Annotated in this window: 24 protein-coding genes and 1 tRNA gene; 9 read left to right on the forward strand and 16 right to left on the reverse strand. The window is 57.3% G+C overall.

The genetic code is table 11. From position 1 onward, the window contains the following. Positions 1-33 precede the first annotated feature (33 nt). The 6 genes from AC0V60_RS02250 to AC0V60_RS02275 form a co-directional block, all read right to left on the reverse strand. Positions 34-333 carry a DUF2849 domain-containing protein gene (locus AC0V60_RS02250; protein ID WP_486176931.1) on the reverse strand — a complete coding sequence of 100 codons (300 nt, stop codon included), beginning with the start codon at positions 331-333 and terminating at the stop codon, positions 34-36. A 14-nt stretch (positions 334-347) separates the two neighbouring features. Further along, the gene (gene cobA, locus AC0V60_RS02255; RefSeq protein WP_486176932.1) at positions 348-1,103 is read right to left on the reverse strand and encodes a uroporphyrinogen-III C-methyltransferase; all 756 of its coding nucleotides are present in this window, start codon (positions 1,101-1,103) and stop codon (positions 348-350) included. A gap of 111 nt (positions 1,104-1,214) precedes the next feature. Continuing rightward, positions 1,215-2,273 carry a mechanosensitive ion channel family protein gene (locus AC0V60_RS02260; RefSeq protein ID WP_486176933.1) on the reverse strand — a complete coding sequence of 353 codons (1,059 nt, stop codon included), beginning with the start codon at positions 2,271-2,273 and terminating at the stop codon, positions 1,215-1,217. Further along, positions 2,273-3,490, reverse strand: coding sequence for a cystathionine beta-lyase (metC, locus tag AC0V60_RS02265; protein WP_486176934.1), 1,218 nt, complete (start codon positions 3,488-3,490; stop codon positions 2,273-2,275). The genes AC0V60_RS02260 and metC overlap by 1 nt, the downstream gene beginning before the upstream one ends. Beyond that, entirely contained in the window at positions 3,487-4,338 is an 852-nt protein-coding gene (locus tag AC0V60_RS02270; protein WP_486176935.1) for a sulfurtransferase, read from the reverse strand. The genes metC and AC0V60_RS02270 overlap by 4 nt, the downstream gene beginning before the upstream one ends. Positions 4,339-4,402: 64 nt before the next feature. Further along, positions 4,403-5,692, reverse strand: a complete 1,290-nt coding sequence (locus tag AC0V60_RS02275; protein ID WP_486176936.1) for an LPXTG cell wall anchor domain-containing protein — start codon at positions 5,690-5,692, stop codon at positions 4,403-4,405. 405 nt (positions 5,693-6,097) lie between these two features. On the opposite strand from AC0V60_RS02275, the gene queF reads away from it, so the two are divergent. Next, on the forward strand, positions 6,098-6,571 hold the full coding sequence (gene queF, locus AC0V60_RS02280; protein WP_486176937.1) for a preQ(1) synthase: 474 nt from the start codon (positions 6,098-6,100) through the stop codon (positions 6,569-6,571). A 20-nt stretch (positions 6,572-6,591) separates the two neighbouring features. Here the strand turns inward: queF and AC0V60_RS02285 are convergent, their stop codons facing one another. After that, a complete protein-coding gene (locus tag AC0V60_RS02285; protein ID WP_486176938.1) occupies positions 6,592-7,488 on the reverse strand; it encodes a LysR substrate-binding domain-containing protein in 897 nt (298 codons plus the stop codon). Beyond that, positions 7,485-8,753, reverse strand: a complete 1,269-nt coding sequence (gene rnd, locus AC0V60_RS02290; protein ID WP_486176939.1) for a ribonuclease D — start codon at positions 8,751-8,753, stop codon at positions 7,485-7,487. Before rnd ends, AC0V60_RS02285 begins: the two co-directional genes overlap by 4 nt. A 193-nt stretch (positions 8,754-8,946) precedes the next feature. Here rnd and aspS point away from each other — a divergent pair, with 193 nt between their 5' ends. Beyond that, positions 8,947-10,737, forward strand: a complete 1,791-nt coding sequence (aspS, locus tag AC0V60_RS02295) for an aspartate--tRNA ligase (protein ID WP_486176940.1) — start codon at positions 8,947-8,949, stop codon at positions 10,735-10,737. Positions 10,738-10,915: 178 nt separating this feature from the next. On the opposite strand, the gene AC0V60_RS02300 is transcribed toward aspS, so the two are convergent. Together AC0V60_RS02300 and AC0V60_RS02305 are read right to left on the reverse strand one after the other, a co-directional pair. Further along, on the reverse strand, positions 10,916-11,350 hold the full coding sequence (locus AC0V60_RS02300; RefSeq protein ID WP_486176941.1) for a PA2169 family four-helix-bundle protein: 435 nt from the start codon (positions 11,348-11,350) through the stop codon (positions 10,916-10,918). 142 nt (positions 11,351-11,492) lie between these two features. After that, on the reverse strand, positions 11,493-12,503 hold the full coding sequence (locus AC0V60_RS02305) for a histone deacetylase family protein (protein WP_486176942.1): 1,011 nt from the start codon (positions 12,501-12,503) through the stop codon (positions 11,493-11,495). 45 nt (positions 12,504-12,548) lie between these two features. Between AC0V60_RS02305 and AC0V60_RS02310 the strand changes: the two genes are divergently transcribed. The 7 genes from AC0V60_RS02310 (at position 12,549) to AC0V60_RS02340 (ending at position 17,471) form a co-directional block, all read left to right on the forward strand. After that, on the forward strand, positions 12,549-13,331 hold the full coding sequence (locus AC0V60_RS02310; RefSeq protein WP_486176943.1) for a hypothetical protein: 783 nt from the start codon (positions 12,549-12,551) through the stop codon (positions 13,329-13,331). Positions 13,332-13,428: 97 nt separating this feature from the next. Next, entirely contained in the window at positions 13,429-13,665 is a 237-nt protein-coding gene (locus AC0V60_RS02315) for an acyl carrier protein (protein WP_486176944.1), read from the forward strand. A gap of 157 nt (positions 13,666-13,822) precedes the next feature. Beyond that, positions 13,823-15,082, forward strand: coding sequence for a beta-ketoacyl-ACP synthase II (gene fabF / locus AC0V60_RS02320; protein ID WP_486176945.1), 1,260 nt, complete (start codon positions 13,823-13,825; stop codon positions 15,080-15,082). A 4-nt stretch (positions 15,083-15,086) separates the two neighbouring features. After that, entirely contained in the window at positions 15,087-16,055 is a 969-nt protein-coding gene (mltG, locus tag AC0V60_RS02325; RefSeq protein WP_486176946.1) for an endolytic transglycosylase MltG, read from the forward strand. A 6-nt stretch (positions 16,056-16,061) separates the two neighbouring features. Continuing rightward, positions 16,062-16,583, forward strand: coding sequence for a 2'-5' RNA ligase family protein (locus tag AC0V60_RS02330; RefSeq protein WP_486176947.1), 522 nt, complete (start codon positions 16,062-16,064; stop codon positions 16,581-16,583). A gap of 30 nt (positions 16,584-16,613) precedes the next feature. Further along, the gene (locus AC0V60_RS02335; RefSeq protein ID WP_486176948.1) at positions 16,614-17,309 is read left to right on the forward strand and encodes a cyclic nucleotide-binding domain-containing protein; all 696 of its coding nucleotides are present in this window, start codon (positions 16,614-16,616) and stop codon (positions 17,307-17,309) included. 85 nt (positions 17,310-17,394) lie between these two features. Then, positions 17,395-17,471 (forward strand) — tRNA-Met (locus AC0V60_RS02340). 631 nt (positions 17,472-18,102) lie between these two features. On the opposite strand, the gene AC0V60_RS02345 is transcribed toward AC0V60_RS02340, so the two are convergent. Genes AC0V60_RS02345 through nirB form a run of 6 tightly spaced genes read right to left on the reverse strand, consistent with a single transcriptional unit; the run spans position 18,103 to position 24,779 of the window. Further along, positions 18,103-18,375 carry an NTP transferase domain-containing protein gene (locus AC0V60_RS02345; RefSeq protein WP_486179413.1) on the reverse strand — a complete coding sequence of 91 codons (273 nt, stop codon included), beginning with the start codon at positions 18,373-18,375 and terminating at the stop codon, positions 18,103-18,105. After that, positions 18,264-18,497: a molybdenum cofactor guanylyltransferase gene (gene mobA, locus AC0V60_RS02350; protein ID WP_486176949.1), complete on the reverse strand. Its 234-nt coding sequence runs from the start codon at positions 18,495-18,497 to the stop codon at positions 18,264-18,266. Before mobA ends, AC0V60_RS02345 begins: the two co-directional genes overlap by 112 nt. Positions 18,498-18,534: 37 nt before the next feature. Next, positions 18,535-19,338, reverse strand: coding sequence for a uroporphyrinogen-III C-methyltransferase (gene cobA, locus AC0V60_RS02355; RefSeq protein ID WP_486176950.1), 804 nt, complete (start codon positions 19,336-19,338; stop codon positions 18,535-18,537). Further along, positions 19,335-21,908: a nitrate reductase gene (locus tag AC0V60_RS02360; RefSeq protein WP_486176951.1), complete on the reverse strand. Its 2,574-nt coding sequence runs from the start codon at positions 21,906-21,908 to the stop codon at positions 19,335-19,337. The genes cobA (AC0V60_RS02355) and AC0V60_RS02360 overlap by 4 nt, the downstream gene beginning before the upstream one ends. 10 nt (positions 21,909-21,918) lie before the next feature. Then, positions 21,919-22,263 (reverse strand): nitrite reductase small subunit NirD, encoded by a 345-nt coding sequence (gene nirD / locus AC0V60_RS02365; protein ID WP_486176952.1) that lies wholly within the window; start codon positions 22,261-22,263, stop codon positions 21,919-21,921. Continuing rightward, on the reverse strand, positions 22,260-24,779 hold the full coding sequence (gene nirB / locus AC0V60_RS02370; RefSeq protein ID WP_486176953.1) for a nitrite reductase large subunit NirB: 2,520 nt from the start codon (positions 24,777-24,779) through the stop codon (positions 22,260-22,262). The genes nirD and nirB overlap by 4 nt, the downstream gene beginning before the upstream one ends. Between the last annotated feature and the right edge of the window lie 35 nt (positions 24,780-24,814).

A 24,814-nucleotide genomic window follows, 5' to 3' on the forward strand; every position in this document is an offset into this window, starting at 1 on the left:
TGATCTCGGTGATATTAAACCTTGAGGACATGCCTATATTACCCAATCAATCGCTTCGGGGTCTTTGGGTTTGAGCGTCAAATCCTGACGCACGGTGGGTCCAAGGGCGCGGATGCGGTCCTTGATGTGGGCAGGGCGCACGCTGCCGTCGTCCTCGCGGCTCGCCTCAATCACGTATGGCACGTTGACGCGAAGGGCCGCCTCCTCGGCAGCGAGCACTTGCTCAGCCCGTTCGCTAGCGTCCACAGCATCATCAACATGGCGCGACCAGCCTTCGCCTGTCCACCAGATCACATCGCCTGTCTTCAGGTCATTTCCAGTGAGAACTTTCATTGAAGTGCCTTTGTTCATTGGTGCGTTTCCACGGCGATCTGCGCGAGATACCCATCCTCGCGCGCAGTCACATCGCCGATGACGATGAGCGCAGGGGATATGATCTTGTGGCTTTTTACAAGGTCCGGAAGCTCCGCCAAAGGCCCGCGCACAACGCGCATATCGGCGCGTGCGGCATTTTCGACCACAGCGACGGGCACATCAGGCGTAAGGCCGTCCGCCATCAGCTTTTCAGCGATCTGGGCCGAGGTTTTGACGCCCATGTAGATCACGAGAGTTCGGCCCTTTCCTGCAAGCCCGGACCAGTCCTGATCCGACAAACCTTTGCATTGGCCTGCGACAAAACTGACAATGCTAGCATGATCGCGGTGGGTGAGGGGGATTTGGGTTGCCGCTGCCATTCCATTGGCAGCCGAGATACCCGGCACGATTTCGACTTTCATACCGTGCGCTTTTGCAAGTTCGGCCTCTTCCCCGCCGCGGCCAAAGATCAGCGGATCGCCGCCTTTCAGCCGCACGACATCGTGACCTTGCTGGGCCAGACGGACAAGCAGCAGGTTGATATCGTCTTGCGGCATAGTGTGGCGCGCACGTTTTTTTGCGACCGAGATAAGCCGCGCATCATCGCGTGCCATGGCCATGATCTCAGAGCTCACCAGCCCGTCGTGCACAATCACTTCGGCGGCCTCGATCAGCCGCGCTGCGCGAAGCGTCAGGAGGTCGGGGTTGCCCGGTCCTGCGCCCACAAGATATATAGTGCCGGTATCCATGAAGCCCAAATGGCGAGCGCGCGGCTATCAATCCAGTGAGAATGGATTGGGGGAAGCGAAGGAAAGCTTTTGCGGCCGCATTGGCAGCGGCGTGAAACTTTATCCGGCAGCTTAATTATCGCCGTTCATAAGCTCCACGAGGGTGTCCAATTGCTTGGAAGGGCGCAGATGCAGATCGCGCTGAGGATAAGGGATTTCGATATCGTTTTCTTTGAACAACTTCCAGATGCGCATGTACACGTCTGACCGGATGTTCGCGATGCCGCCTTCGGGATCCTGAATCCAGAAACGCAATTCAAAATTCACCGAATTGTCGCCAAATTCCATAACATTGACGCGCGGCTTAGGAATGCTGCTCACCCGGTCAACATCTTCAGCCGCTTTGTAAAGAAGCTCGGTGACAAGCTCCAAATCGCTGTCGTAAGAAACACCAACCGGAGCCTTAACCCGCACATCTTTTGAGCTGTAGGACCAGTTTACCACCTGGTTGGTCATGAGCAGCTCATTGGGGATCAAATACTCGGTTTGATCGCGGGTGATGACGGAAATCGCGCGAATGCCGATCTTGCGGATTTGCCCTACCGCCTCGCTGCCAGACTGATCGGTCACCGAAATCACATCGCCAGGCTTTATCGACTTATCGAGCAATAAGAGAATGCCCGAGATGAGGTTACCGAAGGTTTTTTGCAGACCAAAACCAATCGCCAGACCAAACGCACCGCCGAAAATTGCCAGAGCGGTTAAGTCGATGCCGATGAGGTCGATTGTGACGAAAAAGGCCACCGTCCAGATAATGATTGTTGCAAGCTTCTCAGCCAGCAATTTCTGACTGCCATCAAATGCGGAGACGCGCCCGATTAGGTTGCGCACGAGCCTTGTGATGGTCCATGCTGCGGTAAGGACAAGTCCGATTGTGGCGAACAAAAACACCACATCAAACAGCGAAACACGCACGTCGCCGACCACAAGCGCCCAGTCGTCGAGCGTGTTGATCACCGCGCCAAGGGTGTCGCTTTGTGCGGCCAAACCTTCCTTTGCGCCTTCGGCAACGCTGACGACTTCCTCTTCCGCAGTCACTTCTTCGGCGAGGTCCCATGCCTGGCTTGGCGCGGCTTCCCCATTGGAAGCAGTCTCTTCGGCTGCGGGTGTTTGGGGCGTGGTTGCTGTCATTAATTGTCCAATGTTCCAAGTCCCTGCGCCAGATCGGCGATCAGGTCTTGCGGGTCTTCAAGGCCGATGGATAGGCGAACTGCTGGCCTATTACCACCCGGCGCGCCATCTTGTGCGATCCCTTTCATCACAGCTCTGTGTTTGCCGGGATAGATCGGCAAAACAAGGCTTTCAAACCCGCCCCAGCTGTAACCGATGCCGAACAGGTCAAGCGCGTCTGCAAGCTTGCCGCTCGCCTCTGGATCATCGGTTTTCAAAGCGAAGCTGAAGAGCCCGCATCCTCCGGTAAAATCGCGGCTCCAAAGCTCATGACCCGGCGCGCCGGGGAGTAAAGGGCACAAAACTTGCTCGACTTGAGGTTGCCGGTGCAGCCATTCAGCGATTGCAAGAGCGCTTGCGGTGCCTTGCTCAAGGCGCACTTTCATTGTGCGAAGCCCGCGCGCAGCCAATGCGGCGTCGTCGGGGGAGACGACTTGGCCAAGCTCATGCGAGGTGCGCCGCAGCGCCTTATACCAGCGCTCACCTGCGCTCGCCGATCCCATTATGAGGTCAGAGTGTCCGCCCACGTGCTTGGACAGACTCTGCATCACGATATCACAGCCATGCGTCAAAGCGGCAAACCCAAGCGCGCTCGCCCAAGTGTTGTCGATCAGGGTGACGGCCTTCGCCGCGCGCGCTATTGCAGCCAGCGCAGGCACATCGCACACCTCCATGGTGAGCGAGCCGGGGCTTTCAAACCACACGGCGCGCGGGGATGTTTCTTCCACCAACGCGGCAAATCCATCCACATCGAGAGGATCAAAGAAGCTGTGCGTGATCCCCATTCGTTCGAGCAGGCCCATGGCCATACTGCGGGTGGGGTCATAGGCATTGTCGCTCATCAGCAAGTGATCGCCGGGGCGGAGGACCGCTAATAAGCAGCCCGCGATGGCAGCGACACCGCTGGGGTAAAGCACGGTGCCAAATGCACCCGGTTCAATCTGGGTTAGCGCCTCGGCGAGCGCCCACTGCGTCGGCGCGCCGCGCCGCCCGTAAAAAAATTGGCCATCGGTCTGCGCGCCGCCAGCTGCCTTTCGCTGCGCTTCGTTTTCGTAAAGGTGGGTCGAGGCGCGCCAAACGGGCGGGTTCACCACTCGGCCCGTCCATTCAGGACGCCTTCCAGCATGGGTTAGCCGTGTGCTTTTGCCCAGCGGGCTTTCGTCGTCAGAAGTGCTCATAGCGGACCTTGCTGTTTGGGAGTGATTGGATCGGCTTCCCACTCCTGCCAGCTTCCATCGTAAAGCATAACATCATGTTTGCCAGCCAGATGCGCTGCAAAAAATAGAACACAGGCCGTGATCCCGCTCCCGCAGGTGGTCACCAATGGCCGCTTCCAATCCGCACCGGATGCTTCAAACAATTCGCGCAGTTCTTCGGGGGTTTTGTAAGAGCCATCTTCGCCGAATACTTTCGTGAAGGGCAAGTTTAGTGAGGAGGGGATACGTCCGTTTTGACCGCCGTGAACCGGATCAATGCCAGTGCCAAATACGCGCTCAGCGGCTCTCGCATCCACTATTTGGGTGCCGCCTGATTGGCAGTTCGCAATCATATCGGCTTTGGCTGCTATTCTTGTGGGTGTGCGCACGATAGGAGGTTCGCTCGGCTGGATCTGCGCGGCGCCAAGCTGCAAAGGTCGATCCTCGCGTCTCCACTTTGCAAGTCCGCCGTCCAAGACTGCCACATCGGCGATCCCGCACTCGTACAAAGCGAACCACGCACGGGCCGACGTCTTCACCGCGCTATCATCGTAAAGAACAATCGTGGTTCCTTGTGATGCCCCTAACTTAGCGAGCCGAGCTGCCACTTGACCCGGTGAGGGGAGCGCTGCTGGAACGCTTGAGGATGTGTCAGTCAAACTTGCCAGATCAAGAAAGCGCGCCCCCGGAATATGACCTGCTGCAAATTCTGCACGCGCGTCACGCTTCGCGCCCGGCAGATGGTGCGAGGCATCAAGAATGAGCACATCAGGCTCATTGGCCGCCGCATCAATCTGACCAGCCAGCCATTGGGTCGATACCAGGCTCACAGTTTCTCCAGTCATACTTCGGTTGTGCTAGCGGCGCTGGACGCGCTAGCCAAGCACGATTGGGTCAAGTTTGTTTGATGAGCTGTGCGCGCAAAGGGGTCAGCGAACCGGGAGGGCCCTGAAAAATCAGCGGGTGCACTCTGGTCACACTCGATGAGCTTGGCGTTCCCAAAACAAATGAGCGTTTTATGGCGTGCTGATTGGCTGTTCCGACCCGGAAATGCATGAGCGGAATAACCACCGGCTTCCCATTTTGCCTGATGGTGGATACTTCGCCAATGGGCAGCTGCAATGTGCCGGTTACCCTTCGGCTTTGTCCCGGCGCAATCCGCTCAATCGACGCGATGTTTTGCGTTTTGTCGATGGGGGCAATGCCATTTGCACCCTCTTTTACAGATGCCAGTTCACCGGCAATGTTCACATCCTTAACCGGATTATCCGACCGGTTGGAAACCTCCAGAGTGAATTCAACCGACATACGCATAAAGCTGCGGGTTGCACCGACAATATCGAGCGAAAGATCAAGCTTCAGTGGCTGCGCAGCGGCTGTCGCCGCAGAGGGGACCGGCGGCGTCCAATCTGGCTTTTCTGCCGCCGTGCTGGTTTGAACGGGCGCGCGTGCAGGTGCCGCGTCGGGCTCAGTTGCTGTTTCAGGCTCAGGCTGAGTGTCACGCGCGGGTTCACCTGGCGTCTCCTTTGCGTGCGCGAGCGGCGATGAAGCTGCGCTGGTATCGCTAGCAGCGCTTTTAGCGCTCGCTTCCTCTTTCATCGACGCGCGAACTCCGGCGGTCAGAACTGTGGCAGTGCCAGCAAGAATGCTTTCCGCTTCCCGCTTGCGCTTCAAATACACCCAGCCAAGGATTGCTGCGAGAAGTGCCATCAGGCCAAGCAGAGCTGCCACAGTCGAGGATTGCGCGCTCAATCTGTCGAGAAGGGAGCTGCTGTTTTGCGGCGCAGACTGGGGCTGGCCTTGTTTAGGTGCTCCATTGGCGTCCGCAGCGGCGCTGCCCTGCGCCTCATCATCGACACTGTACCATCCGTCAGCGCTGCGAGTGACCTTGTCTTCCAAGGGCTCATCCAGAGCATCAAATCCGGGACCAGCGGGTCCATCAAAGACGATTTCCGCACCGTCTGCCTCGGCATTGCGCACCGCTGGCGCAGGAGTTGGCGCAGAAGTTGGCGCAGGAGTTGGCGCAGAGGATGGTGCAGAGGTTCGCGCAGCCGGGCGCGGGCTTTGGCGTGCGCCCGGCTGAGATGGCGCGGGTGAGCGAGAGGTTGCTGTGGCCGCCGTTGTGGGTGAAGGTGTGGGAGAGGGGGGAAGTGGGAGAAGGTTCGGCGTCTTGCCCTTGATCAATGACCCTTGGTGCGATTGGCACGCCCACGCGTTCATCATCTGGCCCTTGCGGCGCAGGCGTTGGGGTTGGCGACGCGGAGGGAAGCGAAAATGTCTCAGCCGACTGATCTTGCGCTGCCATCACGGGAGACGCAGCCAATGCGCATAGCGCAATCAGGCAAGCGCTGTTCTCAAGCGCTGTGCGCTGGCGGGCCTTCATGCCTTGTTGCGAGTGCATATTATCGTCCGGACGCATCATACTACGATCTTCTGCTTTAAAGCTGCTCCATTCGACCTGACTGCGAGCTTAAGCATACCCCGTCGCTCTTTGCCCATTTCAGCACGTGGGCCCTGCACATAAGCCGCATTGCGGCACGGTCCAGATAGCGGCTTGCAAGTCGCTGCCTTTCGCGGCAACAGCGCGGCATGGATACCACACCTGAAAATACATCCGGCGCTCCTGCATATCTGGGCAAACAGACGCGGCTGCCTGACTCTCCGGACGATGCGGTGCTCGACTATGTCCCCAACCCGCGTGCGGGCACGATGTATCTGGTGCGCTTTGTGTCGCCAGAATTCACCTCGCTTTGCCCGGTCACGAACCAGCCCGACTTTGCGCATTTGGTGATTGATTATGCGCCGGGTGAAACGATTGTAGAATCGAAAAGCCTCAAGCTGTTCCTCGGCTCTTTCCGCAATCACAACGGCTTTCATGAAGATGTGACCGTCGGAATTGGCCAGCGGCTGGCTGAAGAGATGAAACCCAAATGGCTGCGGATTGGCGGATATTGGTATCCGCGCGGCGGCATTCCGATTGATGTGTTCTGGCAGACAGGCACACCGCCAGAGGGTCTATGGCTGCCAGATCAAGGGGTTGCCCCATATCGCGGGCGCGGCTGACTTTTGAGGCAGGTCCGCGTTTAACCCGCGCGCAGTTCGTCAGCGAGCATTTTGAAATCCGCCTTGCGCGGGGAATTTTTGCGCCAGACAAGCGCAATCTCTCGTTTCGCCATACCGCTTTCCATAGGGCGGGCGACGACCTCAGTGCCGCTTAGTATTCCCGCATCCAGCGCCATTTCAGGCAGCAGCGTCAGCCCCAGATCATTGTCGACCATCTGAACCAGCGTGTGCAGCGATGTGCCAATCATCCCGGCGCTTGCCCGAAGTTCCGAACGGTTGCAGGCGGCCAGCGAATGATTGCGCAGGCAGTGGCCGTCCTCAAGCAAAAGCAGACTGCCGTGGTCGAGCAAATCCGGGTCAACGCTGGCGGGCGGCATGCGCGGATCGTCTTTCGGAAAAGCGACATAGAGCTGGTCATCGGAGATTTTCGCGCTCTCTACCTCGCCTGTATCAAACGGCAGCGCCAAGAGAACACAATCAACCCTGCCATGTTGCAGAGATTCAATCGCATCCTGGCTGACTTCTTCGCGCAGCATCAGTTGAAGGTCCGGACGCTCTTTTTTGAGGCGCGGCAAAATCCGGGGGATCATAAACGGCGCGATCGTTGGGATCACCGACATGCGCAATTGCCCCGAAAGCGGTTTGCCTGCCGCCTGAACCAGATCGGCAAGCTCTTCTGCCTCGCGAAGGATTTTCCCTGCCTTTTCGAAAACCTGCTCGCCAAGAGAGGTGAATCGCACGACCCGGCGCGATCGCTCCACCAAAGTGACGCCCAAGAGCGATTCCAGCTCGCGTATCCCCGCTGAAAGCGTAGACTGCGAGACAAAGCTTGCATCTGCTGCCCGGCCAAAATGCCCGGCTTCATGAAGAGCGACCAGATATTGCAGCTGTTTGATGGTTGGAAGGTAGGTGCTCATGAGGGCGCTTCTTCAGCCGCCAGAGCGCCGTCTGGATCCGAAGCGTCTTCTGCCGCTGCGTCCCCTTCCGCATCCAGGGCTTCTTCCATGCTCGCTTGCATTTCGTCGATATGGGTCATCACAAGCTTGGTGTTCTTCACAGCAAACGCCAACCTGCCTTCGACCAATTCGAGCGCGTCTTTGCCGAAGACATCATAGCGCCAGCCTTGAAGGACTTTAAGATCGCGCACACCGGCGGCCAATGCCTCCATCTCGTCCGCACGGGTCAATAAGCGGGCAGCCACGTCGATCTCACGTGCACGAATTTTCAATAGTAATTTCAAGAGGTCAGCTACAAGAGCGCCCTCTTTGCCAAGCGGAGCGCCGCGTTTCATCTTTTCGGGCATTTCCGATTTTGGCAGGGGCTCGGCCTCAGCAATAACCTTCATCAATCGCTTGCCAATATCATTATCGCGCCAAGCACTCGAAAGTCCGCGCACTTTAGCAAGGTCACTTTGTTTCTTCGGCGGATGCGAGGCGATATCTGCCAGTGTTTCATCGCGCATGATGCGCCCGCGCGGGATATTCTTATGCTGCGCCTCGCCTTCGCGCCATCCGGCGAGATCTTTGAGGCGCCCCAATACCTGAGGATTGCGGCCCGGTTGGCGAATTTTCTTCCATGAGGTGCCGGGGTCGGTGATGTAATTGGAGGCGTCAGCGAGCTTTTCCATCTCCGCATCAAGCCAATTGCCGCGGCCCGTTTTGATGAGCTTTTTGAGGATCTTGGGGAAGATCTTCGACAAATGAGTCACATCGCCAATCGCATATTCGATCTGGCGTTCGGTCAAAGGTCTGCGGCTCCAATCGGTAAAGCGCGCGCCTTTGTCGATCTGTATACCCAGCCAATGATCGACGAGGTTGGCATAGCCGATCTGTTCAGATTGGCTGATTGCCATCATGGCGATCTGTGTATCGAATACCGGCTGAGGTGTTTTGCCGGTCAGATTGACGATGATCTCGACGTCCTGCCCGCCTGCGTGGAAGACTTTGAGCACTTCCTCATTGTTTGTCAGCAGATCGAGCAGCGGGGAGAGGTCTATGCCATCTGCCAAGGGGTCGACTGCCGCTGCCTCTTCGGTGTTGGCGATTTGCACCAGACACAGTTCAGGCCAATAGGTGTTTTCGCGCATGAATTCGGTGTCGACGGCGACGAATTCGCTTTGAGAGAGGCGCGCACAAAGGTCTGCAAGAGCGTCAGAAGTTGTGATGAGTTCGTGTATTTGCATTTGCATCTTTTCTTGTGTTTTGAGCGGAGTGCCGCTCTCGGCCCCAAACGGAGCCAGTCATCAAAGGTCTCACGCGACTTGACAAAGCGTGTGCCTTCCCCTGTTAGCGCGCCCATATCACAGCGTTTGTTGCGCGCTGTTTCAATAGCATTGCGCCCTTAGCGCCATACACGCAAATAGGACAAGAAATTAGATGCACGCCTATCGTACTCACAATTGCGCACAGCTTTCTGCTCAAGACGTTGGCGAAACCGTTCGTCTTTCGGGCTGGGTCCACCGCAAACGCGACTTTGGCGGCGTGCTGTTCGTCGATTTGCGCGATCACTTCGGGATTACGCAGATTGTGGCTGATGAAGATTCGCCCGCGCTTGCCGTGCTCGACAAGCTGCGCGCTGAATCGGTGGTGACGATTGATGGTGAAGTGAAGGCGCGTTCGGCTGACACTGTGAACCCCAAGCTTGCGACGGGTGAGATTGAAGTGTTTGCGCGCGCGATCAAGGTGCAATCGGCTGCGGAAGAACTGCCGCTTCCGGTGGCCGATGAGCTTGAGTACCCAGAGCACATTCGCCTGAAGTACCGCTTTCTCGACCTTCGCCGCGAAACCATGCACCGCAATATCATGCTGCGCTCACAGGTGATCACATCGCTGCGTAAACGTATGACGGATCAGGGCTTTACTGAGTTCCAAACTCCCATTCTGACGGCCTCCTCACCAGAGGGCGCGCGTGACTTTCTCGTGCCAAGCCGGATGCATCCCAACAACTTCTACGCGCTTCCTCAAGCGCCGCAGATGTTCAAGCAAATGCTTATGGTGTCGGGCTTTGACCGGTACTTCCAAATCGCGCCATGCTTCCGCGATGAAGACCTTCGCGCTGACCGGTCACTCGAATTCTACCAGCTCGATTTCGAAATGAGCTTTGTGACGCAGGAAGATGTGTTCCAAGCGTTGGAGCCTGTGCTTGCTGGCACTTTCGAGGAATTTTCAGGCGGCTTCAGCGTGACCCCATCAGGTGAGTTCCCGCGGATCCCATATGCCGAAGCGATGGCGAAATACGGCACGGATAAGCCTGACCTTCGTAACCCCCTAATCATTTCGGATGTCACCAGTCACTTTGAAAAATCGGGTTTTGGTCTGTTTGAAAAGATTGTCGGCGGCGGCGGCGTTGTGCGCGTGGTGCCTGCGCCAAACACGGCTGACAAAAGCCGCAAGTTCTTTGATGATATGAACAATTGGGCGCGCAGCGAAGGGTTCGCTGGCCTTGGCTATGTCACCCGCAAGGGCGGCGAATTTGGCGGTCCCATCGCCAAAAACCATGGGCCAGAGCGTATGGAAGAGCTTTACAACGAGCTTGGCCTTGGTCCGGATGATGGCCTGTTCTTTGCCGCTGGTAAGGAAAAGGACGCTGCCAAACTCGCAGGCGCAGCGCGAACGCAGGTCGGCGAGCAATTGGAGCTTATTGAGCAAAATTGCTTCAAATTCTGCTGGATCGTTGATTTCCCGATGTTTGAATATGACGATGAGGCGAAGAAAATCGACTTCTCGCACAACCCATTTTCCATGCCGCAAGGCGAGATGCAAGCATTGGAGACGATGGACCCGCTCGACATCAAGGCGTGGCAATATGACATCGTCTGCAACGGCTATGAGCTGTCATCGGGTGCCATTCGGAACCACCGCCCGGACATCATGTACAAGGCGTTTGAGCTTGCTGGTTACGACAATGCCGCCGTCGACGAAGAGTTCGGCGGTATGATCGAGGCGTTCAAACTGGGCGCACCGCCACACGGCGGGTCTGCACCGGGTATCGACCGCATCGTGATGCTGCTCGCGGGCGAAGAAGCCATCCGCGAGGTTATCGCATTCCCGATGAACCAAAGGGGTGAAGACCTGATGATGGGCGCGCCATCCAAGGCAACCCCTGCGCAATTGCGCGAGCTCGCTTTGCGGGTGATCGAGCAGCCCAAAAAAGAAGGTGGCCAATAAAAAGGCGCGCGATCCCAGATAGGGAACCACGCGCCAAGGTTTATTGGAGATTATCGTTTGAAATGGCGGGCGGAGCGCCTCTCAACTTGCGCTAGTCAGGCTGCGCGGCAGCGATCCTATGCCAAGGAGTGCACTCAACGCTCGTATCGCAATTCCCCAATTGCGATTCATTCCCGGTTTAAGCGTATTGCTTTTCGAGCATATCGCTCAAGCGTTCGCCCTGTGCGATTTCGTTGTACGCGTCCTGGATCAACGAGCGTGATGCTGCGTCAAAATTCTTGTCTTCCAGCGCTTCGCGGAACTGTTCGGCGATATAATCTTCGCCCTCTTCCACGCGTTTCGCGGCCGCTTCATCGCCATCCGAGAAGGCGTCGCTGATGCTGGTGAACAGTTGGTGCGCTTCGCCGCTCATGCTTGTCGAGGTAATGCGTTCTTCGCCCTGGTTCTCAAGCAAGCTGTTCAGCTTGCTGAGTGTCTGTTGACGCGAGGTGAGACGGCGATCGAGCGCGGTCCTCAGCGCGGGGCTCTCGGCTTTCTGCATGGCTGATTTGTAGCCTTCTACCGAGTCAAAAGTTGTCTGTGTAAGCGATTGGATTGTTTCAATGTTATTCATGGGTCTCCTTGAGAGAGTTGGTGTGGCTCGGCACGGGCACCTCATGTGCCGTGCTTCCACCTCTCTTATGGATTGGGAGGGGTGATCGTTCCATCACCTCGCTCAAGCGTTCGTTAGCTGCGATGGTTCGTGGTGGGCTGGTCTAGCCTTTTAGCCCCTCAAGGAAAGCGTCCACATTGCTTCCTAAAGCCTCGATATTATAGCCGCCTTCCATCACCGTTACAGCAGGCAAGGCGAGTGCTGAAATGCGCTCGCCAATCCGTCGCATATCGCCTGTTGTAAGCTTCAAATGCGAGATGGGGTCGGCCTCGTAAGTGTCTGCGCCATAGCTAATGACGAGAAACTTCGCTCCGAAGCCCGCGATCCGTTCAAGCGCGCGGTCCAAGGCCGGGCCGTAGCTTTCCCATGTGGTGCCTCGGGGCAAGGGCTGATTGAAGGTTGCACCTTCACCGGCCCCTTCGCCCACCTCGTCGGCGTGACCCCAGAAAAAGGGGTAGTCCATTTTGGGATCAGCGTGGATCGAGGCGAAGAGCACATCGCTGCGATCATAGAAGATGTCCTGAGTGCCATTGCCGTGGTGGTAATCCACGTCGAGGATCGCGGCGGGGCCAAGATTTTGATCGACAGCGGCCTGTGCAACAATGGCGGCGTTGTTAAGGAAGCAGTAGCCTCCGAAGTAGTCGCGGCCCGCATGGTGTCCGGGTGGCCGGCATAAAGCGAAGGCCTGGGCTTTGCCCTTTGCCGCATCATCAAAGGCGCTCAGAGCCGTTTGCGCGCCCCAATAGGCGGCCTCCCAGGTGCCGCAGGCTATCGGTGTGGCGGCGTCGAAACCGTAAGCCCCAAGCTTGCCGTCAATTCGTGTGAGATCGAGTTTCCGGCGGCGAACGACAGGAAATGTATAACCGATCGCATCACCCTCGCGCCCCGCTGCGAGCCAATCGGCGTGCGCATTTCGCAGAAATTCGGTGTAATCGGCATCGTGTACGGCAAGAATGGGCTCCATCCCGTGGTCTTTTGGAGCCTCAACTGGCCCGAGGACACTGAGCATTGAGGCAACCCGCGCGGGGCTTTCGGCAAAATCCATCCATTCGCCATTGTTAAGCTCGCGCACCGGGGCATGGAGGATCTGTTGATCGGAAAAGAAGCGCTTCATGGTTAGAGCAGTAACAACTATGCATAGGCAACCGAAAGAGAAATTATGACCCTGAGCCGCCGATCCTTTGTCGCTACAAGCCTCATCGCCGCAATAGCTTCGCCTATGGTGCTGGGGTGTTCAGCCATGGCCGATGATGGGCCGCCGAAGACCCGGCTCTATGTGATGGGGGTCATCCACTCGAATCACCGGGCAAGCGAAACCTATTCGCTGGACGTGCTTGAGGCCGCGATCCGCAAAGCTGCGCCCGATGTGATCATCGCCGAAATTCCTCCTGACCGCATTGGGAAAGCGATCTCAAGCTTTCGCGAAACCGGCGAGGTGGATGAGCCGCGCACGCAGGTGTTTCCCGAATATACCGACGTTGTTTTCCCGCTCAGCCGCGAACTGGGCTTCGAAATCCGTGCTGGCGCGGGCTGGACGCGTAAGATTGCTCGTGACCGGGCAGAGGCATTGGACCGTATCCAAAATGACCCCTCAAGAGCCGGTGAATGGGCTCAGCACCGCGCGGCAATTCGGGAATATGTCCGCAAGCTAGCAGGACGCGGGGATGACCCTGAGTTCATTCACACGCCCCGGTTCGATGCACTGGTTCGGGACTCGCGCGAGCCTTATCAGAAGTATTTTGACGCAGACTTGGGCGCTGGCGGATGGACGCAGATAAATCGCGCCCACACTGATCTGATTAATGCCGAGCTTGATAAGGTCAGCGGGCAAGGGCTTACGGCGCTTGTTACCTTCGGAAATGCCCACAAATACAAGATATTGGAAAGCGTTGAGGGCCGCGATGATATTGAGCTTGCCGACACACAGGCGCTCTTCCGCTAATATTGCAAGACAGATTACATCTTGACTTGCGCTCATTACAACCGACCTCTAGGGGCAATTGAGAAGTTTCAAACCCCACAGTTTAAGAGGGATACACATGAGCGATACTGCAACCCGCGTGCAGAAAATTGTCGTCGAACATCTCGGCGTCGAAGGTGACAAAGTTACTCAGGAAGCGAGCTTCATTGATGATCTGGGCGCAGACAGCCTTGATATCGTCGAGCTGGTAATGGCTTTCGAAGAAGAGTTTGGTGTGGAAATTCCCGATGATGCGGCTGAAAAGATCGCAACCGTCGGCGATGCGACCAAGTTCATCGAAGAAACACAAGCCTAATTTATTCGAGGCTAAGCCCTAGGGCTTATCGCCTTCAGTGCGTCCATTTCTCGGACGTCTGACCGACAGGCCCGGGCCCTTTCACAAGGGCCGCCGGGCCTGTAGTGTATTGGGATTAAACGGATCTGCTCCCTCAATTGGAATTATGGAGAGTTGAATGCGCCGTGTTGTTGTCACCGGTCTGGGTCTAGTCACACCGCTTGGTGGAGATGTGGAGACCTCATGGACTAACCTTATCGCTGGCGAAAGCGGGGCTGGCCCGATTACGAGCTTTGATCCTGAGGGGCAGAAATGCACCATCGCTTGCGAGGTAAAGGGCAAGGACCACCCATGGGGCTTTGACGCGGACAAACGCGTTGATGGCAAGACCCAGCGTCAGGTCGATCCCTTTATCGTTTACGGCATTGATGCAGCAGGTCAGGCCTTGGAGGATGCTGGTCTCACCGAACTTAGTGACGAACAAAAAGAACGCGTTGGCTGTTCTATTGGTGCCGGCATTGGCGGTCTTCCGGGAATTGAGAAGGAAAGCGTCAATCTGCATGAGCGCGGTCCCGGCCGGGTTTCCCCGCACTTTGTGCACGGGCGCCTCATCAATCTGGTTACCGGGCAAGTGCAGATCAAATACGGGTTTATGGGCCCCAACCACGCGGTTGTGACGGCGTGCTCGACCGGCGCGCACTCCATCGGTGATGCCGCGCGCATGATTGCGATGGATGATGCCGATATCATGCTGGCAGGCGGCGCAGAGAGCACGGTAAACCCCTTGGGCATCGCTGGCTTTGCACAGGCGCGCGCATTGAACACCAGTTTTAACGACCGCCCGACCGAGGCGAGTCGCCCTTATGACAAAGACCGTGAGGGGTTTGTGATGGGTGAAGGCGCAGGCGTACTCGTGCTTGAAGAATACGAGCATGCCAAAGCGCGCGGCGCGAAAATCTACGCCGAAGTCACAGGCTATGGCCTCTCTGGCGACGCCTACCACGTCACCGCCCCCCATCCCGAAGGCAAGGGCGCAGAGCTAGCGATGAAGATGGCGCTTAAGAAGGCTGGTCTTGGTCCGGGTGATATCGACTATGTGAACGCCCATGGCACATCGACCATGGCAGACACTATCGAACTCGCAGCGGTGAAGCGCGTGCTTGGTGATGGGCTTAGCGGGGCTTCGATGAGTTCCACCAAAAGCGCCATCGGCCACCTCCTAGGCGGCGCTGGCGCGGTTGAGGCGGTGTTCTGCATTCTGGCGATGCGCGACCAGATCGTGCCGCCAACGCTCAATCTTCATAATCCAGACGAGGGCACTGAAGGCATCGACCTTGTGCCTTTGAAGGCGAAGAAACGCGAAGTTAAAGCGGTGCTCAACAACAGCTTTGGCTTTGGCGGAACCAACGCCTCTATCGTCATGCAGAAGGTCGATTAAGCGTATGCGCAAGCTCGGCATCATCGTCGGGCTGGGTCTTGCGGCGTTTGTCGCAGGAGCTGTTATGCTCGTGAGCTTCATGGGGGAGGCCAAGATTGAGGCGCGAACGCCTTTCCTCATCCCGGCTGGCTCTTCCTTGGCGTCTGCGGCCCAAAACCTTGAGACGGCAGGGCACATCACGTCTGCCGACGGTTTCCTGCTCCACGCGCGCATTTTCGGATCATCTGACCCCATTCAAGCAGGCGAGTTTGAGCTCAAACCCGATATGACCCAAGGCGATATCCTCGCCATGTTCCAATCGGGCGACGTTATCCGCCGCTTTATCACCATCCCCGAAGGCATGCCGAGCATTTTGGTATGGGAGCGGGTGATGGCCGAAGAGTTGCTGACAGGCGAGGTTGATGTGCCTCTTGAAGGCTCAATCCTGCCAGACACTTATTCCTATGAACGCGGCCAGTCGCGCGCGAGCCTGATCGAGCAGATGCAGGGCGCGATGGACCTTTTTCTCGCCGAGGCTTGGGCTAAGCGCAGCGAGAACGCAGCGGTGGATACCATCAGGGATGCTCTCATCCTTGCAAGCGTTGTGGAAAAAGAGGTCGGCACTGCTGCCGAACGCGGCACTGTCGCTGGCCTCTATTCTAACAGAGTGCGCGCAGGCATGCTTCTGCAAGCTGATCCCACTATCATCTACCCCATCACCAAGGGTAAACCGCTTGGCCGCCGCATTCGCCAGTCTGAAATCGCTGCGGTGAACGGCTATAACACCTACACGCGCGTTGGATTGCCGGTCGGGCCGATCACCAATCCCGGGCGCGAAACCATTACTGCGGTTCTAAGCCCAGAGGATCACAATTACCTCTTCATGGTGGCAGATGGCACCGGGGGACACGAGTTTAACGAGACGCTGAATGGTCATAACGAGGCTGTTGGGCGCTGGTTTGAACTTCGCAGGCAGCGCGGCGAAATGGACTGACGCGCCGTGGGCCGACCGTTCATTGTGACCGCTGCATTGCCGCCCGATATTCAGAGGTGGGCAGATGCACTGCGCTGCGAACATTACCCGGCGACGCGCAATCACCTTCACGCCCACGTGACCATGTTTCATTCCTTTGCCCCCTCGCTGTTCGAAGAGCTGAAGGATTTCCTACCTCAAGTCGCGCGTGAATTTGCGCCGCCGGAAGGATATGTCTCAGGCATCATGGATCTGGGCAAGGGCACCGCTATAGCGCTGCAAAGCGGGCCGCTGCTTGCCTTGCGCGACCTCATCGCGGAACATTTCCACGGAAGCCTTACCGCCCAAGACCTTTACGAGCCGCGCCCTCATATCACGGTCCAAAACAAGGTCACAAAATCCGAGGCCCGCGCTCTCCAAGCGGCTCTTGCTCCGTCAATAGAAGAGCGTCATTTCATGTTCCCAGCGCTCGAACTGCACCTTTATCAAGACGGCCCGTGGCAACATATCAAAACATGTGCCTTTCGTGGGCGCGAGCGTTTGGTGTAAGGGGTTTGGAATGGATCGCTGGGCCGGTTTATGTGGTTCAGCGAGATTAGGGGAATTACTATCGAACTGAATGCAGCCATTGGCCTGATCGCTGGGATCGCTTTGATCCTTGCCGTGATCCCTCACCAGGTACGCGATATGCGGCTGCTTCTCCTCATCAGCGGTGCCGGCGGTGTGCTCTATTTCGTACTTCATGGCGCGCTGGGCGGGGGTTTCGTGATCGCCCTTTTGTTCTTGGCCGTAAACGCTGCGAGGCTGTTCCAAATGTGGAGCCGTGCGCGGGCCGGTTCGATGACGCGGGAGGAACAAGAACTCTTTGATCACGTCATGCGGATCGAGGACCCTGCCAAACAAAACCGTCTGCGTGACCTTATGCAATGGCACGACGTCGATGTTGGCCACGTTTTGATTGAGCAAAACCAGATTGATCCGCCGCTTATCTACATCGCCACTGGCCGCGCCTCGATTATGCGCGATGGGCAGCTTGTAAACGAATGCGGTGCAGGCGAATTTGTAGGCGAGATCAGCCACATTTCGGGCGAGGGCGCAAGCGCGACTGTGACTGTTGTTTTGCCGATGCGCATGGCGCAGCTTGACCGCGATGCTTTGGCACAGCTCACGCAAAGCCTGCCGGAAATTGGGCGCGCGGTGGACAGCGCGTTTAACCGCAGTTTGGCGGTCAAAGTTATCCGGATGAACGAGGCGGTCGAACGAGCACAAAACTAAGGTTGACCAAGGCAAGCGCCCGCCCTAAGTGGCGCGCTCGCTCAACGTGCAGTTTGATGCGGTGCGGCCCTGAGAGGCTGTGTGTGGCGGAGTAGCTCAGGTGGTTAGAGCAGCGGAATCATAATCCGCGTGTCGGGGGTTCAAGTCCCTCCTCCGCTACCATTCAATCCCTTTATATAATTGATATATATATATATATGGATAAACATGGGGATCTGAAAAATCGATACCGCAGATGATCCCACATTTTATATGGGTTTTGATGGGTAGGGATAGGCGGCACAGGGAAGCGTGCTCTTAACTTTTGACGCTGGCAAGGTATCGACGGCATTAGTCACCTAAGGCGTCCTAACCGCGCTCCTTTCGCGCTAAAGCGCTCGAATTATTCGTTAAACACCATATTTACCGGCGAAAACCGGGGCGAGGTTTTCTCTGCTTGGATTTCGTCTCGCATAGTATTGCCCGTACCGCTTGACGTGCAGAGCCTTCTGTAAGCCCCGCGGCAAGATTCTATGAAGTGCGGCGAAATACCAGCGCCCTCGATCGTCAGCTTCCAATCGCGGAACAGAAGGGAGGTTGCGTCCACTTCTGGGGGTGAAAGCGGACATCTATTTGGCAATTTTTGCCAGGTCCTCTTTAGTATTGATATTGAAGAATGGATCCTGCCTCGTTGCATCCAAGGGAAGTTCTTTCACAGTCGCCGAACAATGCTCAGCCCAGGCGTGTGCGGAACGCGGCCCAGACTCAACGAGGGCTTCAAGTTGGCCAGCCAATTCAACTGGCCAATACCCAATTAGCGGATGCCAGCGACCTGCACTGGAACAAATTGATGTTCCGTGACCCCAGCCAATTGTGCGAGCGTATTGGTCGGCAGAAACGGTACGTCGATAGTGCAGGTTGCTACGTGATAGAAACCGGATGCGCCTGCCCAGACCATTGCGGCATGCACGCCCGCTAACGGGCCGATTTCATCCAGGCTGTCAGCAATGATCGGCATGTCAAGCTTAGCATAGGGCCAACAGTGTTTCCATTGATTACGATTGGACCAGAAGTCTGATCTCGCAATCGATTGATCACAGCATCTATCAATCGCTCGCCGTTAAGATTGGCCAGGCCCTTGGGTGAGCCAAACCGCCGCGCTGACCCACCAGCCGAGATGCGCACGGGAATATCGACAAGCTTTGTCATTGAATGATTGTGCAGGTCAGCGGGTGCAGCGCAAGTACTAAGCCAAACTGTCAGTCAATTCTGCAATTGCTTGGGCGCGGGCTGGTGCACGTTCTGCGCTGCATCGCATAGCCTCTCCGATCAGGATGATCGCCGGGCCATCGCCCAGCGCTGATGTTGCCGCGATGGGCAGCATATCGAGCCGCGTGTGAAATTCACTTGCGCTCGGCAGGCTGACGTTTTCGATAAGCACCACGGGCGTATCGGGCGCTATTCCTGCATTCATAAGACCGCTGGATATGTGCGGAGCGGCGGCCTTGCCCATGTAAACCGCAATAGTTGCCTGCGGGTCAGCAAGGGCTGCCCAATCGAGATCAGGAACAGCACCGTTCTTTGTATGCGCGGTCACGAATGTGAGCCGGCGGGCGAGCCCGCGTGTGGTGAGGGACGTGGCAAGCGATGCTGCCGCTGCGCTCGCGGTAGTAACACCGGCGCAGACTTGGATCGGTATGCCCGCATCATGGCAGGCGTCAATTTCTTCATTGGCTCTGCCAAAGATGGATGGATCGCCGCCTTTTAACCGGACCACGCGTTTGCCGGACAAGGCCGCTTTGACGATGTAATCGCAGATCATGGGTTGTGGGACAGAATGCCTGCCAGAGCGCTTACCAACCGAGTGCTGCGGTATCTGATTTGGGATGAGAGCGCGTATCCCGTCACTCACCAGAGCATCGTAAAAAACGACATCTGCGTGTTGCAGCAGACGCTCTGCCTTACGCGTCAGCAGTTCTGGGTCGCCTGGCCCGGCCCCGACCAGCCAGACGCTTCCTTCGGGAAAGTCAGTCATGGTCATATTGCTCATTGCGCAGCTTCCTTGATTGCGAGCTGGACCTGTCCCAGCATGCGGGCAAGTTCCGGGCGGCATGAACCACAATTGGTGCCAGCATTCGTGCAGCTGCCAATGTCCGAGACACTGCGCGCGCCGTCATCAATCGCGGCCAGGATATGTTGCTCACCTATGCCGTGACACACGCAAACAATCGGTCCTGTCGGCGGAAGTGGTTTGGCTGGCCGTGCAGCCAACAGTTCTACCAGCGCACCGTCGCTTTGGCCCAATTGTGCGGCGACCCAGTCCCGCTCGGGCAGCTCGCCGGAACGCGTGAGATACACAGCGGCCAGTAATCGGCCATCCCTGTCACATGCCGCAACACGCCGCATGCCGCGGGCCATGTCAGACACTTCTGAGCGTTCTCCGGCTGGCAATAAACCCTCCAGATCAATTGATCCGGTGCCCGCCAATTCAGTGAGATAGCCGCCTTTAACGGCGCTGGTGGTCCAGTATTCACACTCTGGCGCAGCCGCATCTTTGCTAACGAGAAATGCCCGCCATTCAGGTTCGAATAAAGCGAGCGTTGCCGGCGTATCCTTAAACCCCGGTTGGCTGGAGTATGGATCGCATTCTGGCTTCGCAAGATAACCAGTCCGTCCCGCAGCCGAAAAGATATCCGTCCAATGCATCGGTGTGAAGATCGAGCCGGGTGTCTGCGCGTCCGTGATCTGAACACGGAAAAGTGACACGCCATTAGGCGTTTTGACTTTAGCCAATCCTTTATCCGTCAGCGCAAATTTCTGGGCATCCTCGGGGTGAACTTCGACCAGCGGTTCACGGCGATGAAGGGAGAGCGTCGGGCTAAGCGCAGTGCGCGTCATTGTATGCCATTGATCGCGGTAGCGCCCTGTGTTGAGCCGGAGCGGGAAATCAGGGTCGATCTGGCGCGGTACAGGTGGGCTAACGGCAAGCAGCTGGGCCTTGCCGCTGGGTGTGGAATAGCGCGAGCTGAACGGGTGCTTACCGCCCCATCGGAAAGGCTCCATCGCATCGTATTTCGTATTGGAACACTGCGCCCATGCCGTGAGATCCAGCTTGCGGCTGTGCTGCCTGGCGAGGGCGGTCATGGCCGCATATTCGCGGAAAACATCGGCATTGGTCGGGAAATCGAATGCGACTGCGTGACCCATCGCGCTCGCCACATCGCATATGATCTGCCAATCGGCGCGCGCCTCACCCGGCGGCGCGAAGAGGGCGCGCTGACGGCTCACCATCCGCTCTGAATTGGTCACAGTGCCATCTTTCTCGCCCCACGCGAGAGCTGGCAGATTGATATCTGCAAGCCGGCCCGTATCCGTATCGGCCATCACATCGGATACGACCACCGTCGGACATTTCGCCAACGCCTCTCGCACACGGCCAGCATTGGGCATGGAAACCGCCGGATTGGTGGCCATGACCCAGATGAACTTCACATCACCGCGATGCACTGCCTCAAACAAGTCGACTGCCTTCAGGCCCGGGCCACTGCATAATTGATCAGTCTGCCAAAACTCGGCGACACCGCCGCGCTCAGGGGCCGAAAAGCCAAGATGGCATGCCAGCATATTGGCGAGCCCGCCCACTTCACGTCCGCCCATCGCATTGGGCTGTCCCGTTATGCTGAACGGTCCCATGCCAGGCGCGTTGATCCGCCCAGTGGCAAGGTGGAGATTGATAATCGCATTGCCTTTATCCGTCCCGCAAACGGATTGATTGGCGCCCTGACTGAACAGGGTAATCATGCGCGGATGCGCGGCAATGAGATCAACCAGTTGTGCGAATAATGCGGGGTCAATCCCTGGGTCGCATGCCAGATCGTCCCAAAAATTGCCGGGCGTTTCGCACGTTTGCTTAAGCGCCGCTTGGTCGATCAGTCCGCGATCATGCAGCGCCGCTAGCAGACCATTAAATAATGCAATATCGCCATCTGGAGCAACGGGTACATGCAGGTCAGCCCGTTCAGCGGTCTCGGTGCGGCGCGGGTCTATAACAACCAGCTTTGTCCCGCGCTCGTCCCTCGCTTTCTCCAACCTCTGCCAGATGACGGGGTGACACCATGCGGTATTCGACCCGACCAGTAGGACCAGATCCGCCGCATCCAGATCGTCATACGTGCAAGGAACCACGTCCTCACCAAAGGCGCGGTTATGCGCAGCGACCGCGCTGGCCATGCAAAGCCGGGAATTGGTGTCGATATTAGCGCTACCAACAAATCCCTTCATCAGCTTGTTAGCGACGTAATAGTCTTCGGTGAGCAATTGCCCAGAGACATAGAACGCGACGCTGTCGGGGCCGTGTTCGTCAATGCAGGCCTGCATACGAGCGGCGACTTCGGCGGTTGCCGTGTCCCAAGAGGCGCGCTCACCATTGATCATGGGGTGCAATAAGCGCCCGTCCAGCCCGACCGTTTCGCCCAGATGCGTGCCCTTTGAGCACAGCGAACCGCGATTGGCGGGGTGCGCCTTGTCGCCTTCTATCGTGACCGACCGTTCCCCTGTCACCTTGGCGCGGATGCCGCATCCGACACCGCAATAGGCACATGTGGTTTTGATCGCTCCCATCGGCTGTAACTCAGGCCCCTTGCCGAGCCATAATCGCCGCCCGGTCGAGCCAAATCAGCTCGTCCTCAACCTTCAGCGGAATGGTTGGTGTACAGCCTTCATCATCCCCAAGCGCCTCGCCCGATTTGAGCGAAATGCGCCAATTGTGAAGCGGGCACGAAACGCTGTCGCCATGGACAATGCCTTGGCTGAGCGGACCGCCTTTATGCGGACAGGAATTGACGAGCGCGTAAAAATCGCCGCCGATGGTGTGGAAGACCGCAATTTCTGGCCCGCCATCAACCGGAACAGTGCCAGCCATGCCGGGCTCGATAGCGCTGCTGGCACAAACGCTTACCCAATCTGGCGCGCTCATTCTGCTGGCTCCACTTGCTTGATCGCGCCATCGGTGGGCGGGCCTGCGCTGATAGAACCAACATGGCTGTGCAGGTCAGCGCGATCACCAGAGGCACGCTGCGCCCAAGGATCATCTTGGCTAAAGCTTTGCGAATAGCGGAAACGTTTGGCCAGTGCGGGAACCGTCGCAGAATCGTCAAATAGCTGCGATTTCACCCATTCCAGACCTTTGCGCTCCACCCAAGGCGCCGTGCGTTCCAGATACCAAGCATCTTCTCGGTAAAGCTGGATAAAGGCAGCGGAGAACTCCAGCGCTTCCTCTTCGGTTTCGACACGTCCGATCAGGTCGGTGACGCGCACTTTGATCCCGCCATTGCCGCCAATATGGATTTCGTAGCCAGAATCGACGCAGATCACGCCAAAGTCTTTGATCGTCGCCTCGGCGCAATTGCGCGGGCAGCCAGAGACAGCCATCTTGAACTTATGCGGCATCCAACTGCCCCAGCTCATCTGTTCCAGCTTGATACCAAGCCCGGTGGAATGCTGCGTTCCAAAGCGGCACCATTCGGACCCTACGCAGGTTTTTACCGTGCGAAGCGACTTGCCGTAAGCGTGGCCTGACACCATGCCAGCGGCATTGAGATCCGCCCAAACGGCAGGCAGGTCTTCCTTCTTGATGCCAAAGATGTCGAGCCGCTGACCTCCGGTGACTTTCACCATGCGGGCATTGTATTTCTCGGTCACGTCAGCGATCGCGCGCAGCTCTCGCGGATTGGTGACACCGCCCCACATGCGCGGGACAACCGAATAGGTGCCGTCCTTTTGAATATTGGCGTGCAGGCGCTCATTGACGAAACGGCTTTTCTGATCGTCAATATACTCGCCCGGCCATGCGCACAGCAGATAGTAATTGAGCGCTGGGCGGCATTTGGAGCAGCCATCTGGCGTCGACCAATGCAGTTCCTGCATGACTTCTGGGATAGACTTAAATGCACGCTCGACAATGGATTGTCTCACATGGTCATGACCAAACGAAGTACAGCCGCACATCGTGTTGGCGCTTTCCTCAACCTCGTCACCCAATGTCAGTGCCAGCAGACTCTCGACCAGATCGGTGCACGACCCGCAGCTGGCAGACGCCTTGCAGGTGGAGCGCACCGCATCGACGCTGTTCGCGCCATCATTGATACATCCGACGACCTGAGCTTTTGATACGCCGTTGCAGCCGCAGATTTCTGCGTCGTCGGACAATGCTGCAACGGCGGCTTCAGGGTCCAGCGATGCTCCGCCTGATGCAAACGCCTGACCAAAGATCAGCGCCTCGCGGATATCGGAGACATCTTCCTCTTTCTTGAGGAGATCAAAATACCAATTGCCATCTTGCGTATCACCGTAAAGGACGGCGCCGATAACCTTGTTGTCCTTGACGACAACACGTTTGTAAATCCCGCGAGAGGCATCGCGCATCACGATGTCTTCGCAGTCTTCACCGCCAGAAAAGTCACCTGCCGAGAACAGGTCAACGCCTGAGACTTTGAGCTTGGTGGAGGTAACGGAACCCTCATAACCCTTTGGCTGCTCAGCCAGTCCGGCCGCCAGCGAACGGCACATATCCCAAAGCGGCGCGACGAGGCCGTAACAGGCGCCGCGATGCTGAACGCATTCGCCCACGGCGAGCACATTGGGGTCCGATGTGACCATATGGTCATCGACCACAATGCCGCGCTCGACGTCGATCCCAGATGCCTTTGCCAGGGTTCCATTGGGACGGATGCCAACCGCCATAACGACCAGATCAGCCTCAATCTCACTGCCGTCTTTGAGTTTGACGCCAGCGACCTTGCCATCCGCTTCGACGATTTCACCTGTGTCAGCGCCGGTAAGGATGGTCATGCCCCGGCCTTCCAGCTCGGACTTGAGCAAGAAACCTGCCGCTTCATCTAGCTGCCGCTCCATGAGCGTCGGCATCAGGTGCAAAACGGTCACTTCCATGCCGCGCAATGAGAGCCCGTGCGCCGCCTCTAGGCCCAGCAGACCTCCGCCGATCACGACGGCTTTGGTGCTGGTTTTGGCGGCGGCCAGCATTGTCTCAACATCATCAAGATCGCGGAAAGTGACGACACCGTCCAAATCCTTGCCCGGCACTGGAATGACAAAAGGATCGGAGCCGGTGGCGATCAACAGCTTGTCAAAACTCTCGATCACTCCGCCGCGCGATACGACTTGCTGCGCCTCCCGGTTGATATGGACCACGGGATCGCCTGCAATCAGCTTGATCGCGTTTTCAGCGTACCATTCTTCGGTGTTGATGACGATTTCATCAAAAGTCTTCTCGCCAGCCAGAACCGGAGAGAGCATGATGCGATTGTAGTTGACCCGAGGCTCTGCGCCGAAGATCGTAATGGCATAGCGATCCGGGCACGCGGCAAGGATTTCCTCCACCGCGCGGCAGCCCGCCATACCATTGCCGATCACGACCAGACGTTCGCGGCCTTCCAAACCTGCGCCGCTTTCAAAGCTTGTTTGCGCGTTCACTTTGCTCTCTCCGTTTGCTTGATTGCGTGTGAATG

The sequence above is a fragment of the Erythrobacter sp. S259 genome (genome assembly GCF_057364965.1).

Excerpts from the sequence above, each read along its gene's own strand:
- AC0V60_RS02250 (WP_486176931.1), bottom strand. The coding sequence starts at position 333 with ATGAAAGTTCTCACTGGAAATGACCTGAAGACAGGCGATGTGATCTGG.
- cobA (WP_486176932.1), bottom strand. The coding sequence starts at position 1,103 with ATGGATACCGGCACTATATATCTTGTGGGCGCAGGACCGGGCAACCCC.
- AC0V60_RS02260 (WP_486176933.1), bottom strand. The coding sequence starts at position 2,273 with ATGACAGCAACCACGCCCCAAACACCCGCAGCCGAAGAGACTGCTTCC.
- metC (WP_486176934.1), bottom strand. The coding sequence starts at position 3,490 with ATGAGCACTTCTGACGACGAAAGCCCGCTGGGCAAAAGCACACGGCTA.
- queF (WP_486176937.1), top strand. The coding sequence starts at position 6,098 with ATGGATACCACACCTGAAAATACATCCGGCGCTCCTGCATATCTGGGC.
- AC0V60_RS02285 (WP_486176938.1), bottom strand. The coding sequence starts at position 7,488 with ATGAGCACCTACCTTCCAACCATCAAACAGCTGCAATATCTGGTCGCT.
- rnd (WP_486176939.1), bottom strand. The coding sequence starts at position 8,753 with ATGCAAATACACGAACTCATCACAACTTCTGACGCTCTTGCAGACCTT.
- aspS (WP_486176940.1), top strand. The coding sequence starts at position 8,947 with ATGCACGCCTATCGTACTCACAATTGCGCACAGCTTTCTGCTCAAGAC.
- AC0V60_RS02300 (WP_486176941.1), bottom strand. The coding sequence starts at position 11,350 with ATGAATAACATTGAAACAATCCAATCGCTTACACAGACAACTTTTGAC.
- AC0V60_RS02305 (WP_486176942.1), bottom strand. The coding sequence starts at position 12,503 with ATGAAGCGCTTCTTTTCCGATCAACAGATCCTCCATGCCCCGGTGCGC.
- AC0V60_RS02310 (WP_486176943.1), top strand. The coding sequence starts at position 12,549 with ATGACCCTGAGCCGCCGATCCTTTGTCGCTACAAGCCTCATCGCCGCA.
- AC0V60_RS02315 (WP_486176944.1), top strand. The coding sequence starts at position 13,429 with ATGAGCGATACTGCAACCCGCGTGCAGAAAATTGTCGTCGAACATCTC.
- fabF (WP_486176945.1), top strand. The coding sequence starts at position 13,823 with ATGCGCCGTGTTGTTGTCACCGGTCTGGGTCTAGTCACACCGCTTGGT.
- mltG (WP_486176946.1), top strand. The coding sequence starts at position 15,087 with ATGCGCAAGCTCGGCATCATCGTCGGGCTGGGTCTTGCGGCGTTTGTC.
- AC0V60_RS02335 (WP_486176948.1), top strand. The coding sequence starts at position 16,614 with ATGTGGTTCAGCGAGATTAGGGGAATTACTATCGAACTGAATGCAGCC.
- mobA (WP_486176949.1), bottom strand. The coding sequence starts at position 18,497 with ATGACAAAGCTTGTCGATATTCCCGTGCGCATCTCGGCTGGTGGGTCA.
- cobA (WP_486176950.1), bottom strand. The coding sequence starts at position 19,338 with ATGAGCAATATGACCATGACTGACTTTCCCGAAGGAAGCGTCTGGCTG.
- AC0V60_RS02360 (WP_486176951.1), bottom strand. The coding sequence starts at position 21,908 with ATGGGAGCGATCAAAACCACATGTGCCTATTGCGGTGTCGGATGCGGC.
- nirD (WP_486176952.1), bottom strand. The coding sequence starts at position 22,263 with ATGAGCGCGCCAGATTGGGTAAGCGTTTGTGCCAGCAGCGCTATCGAG.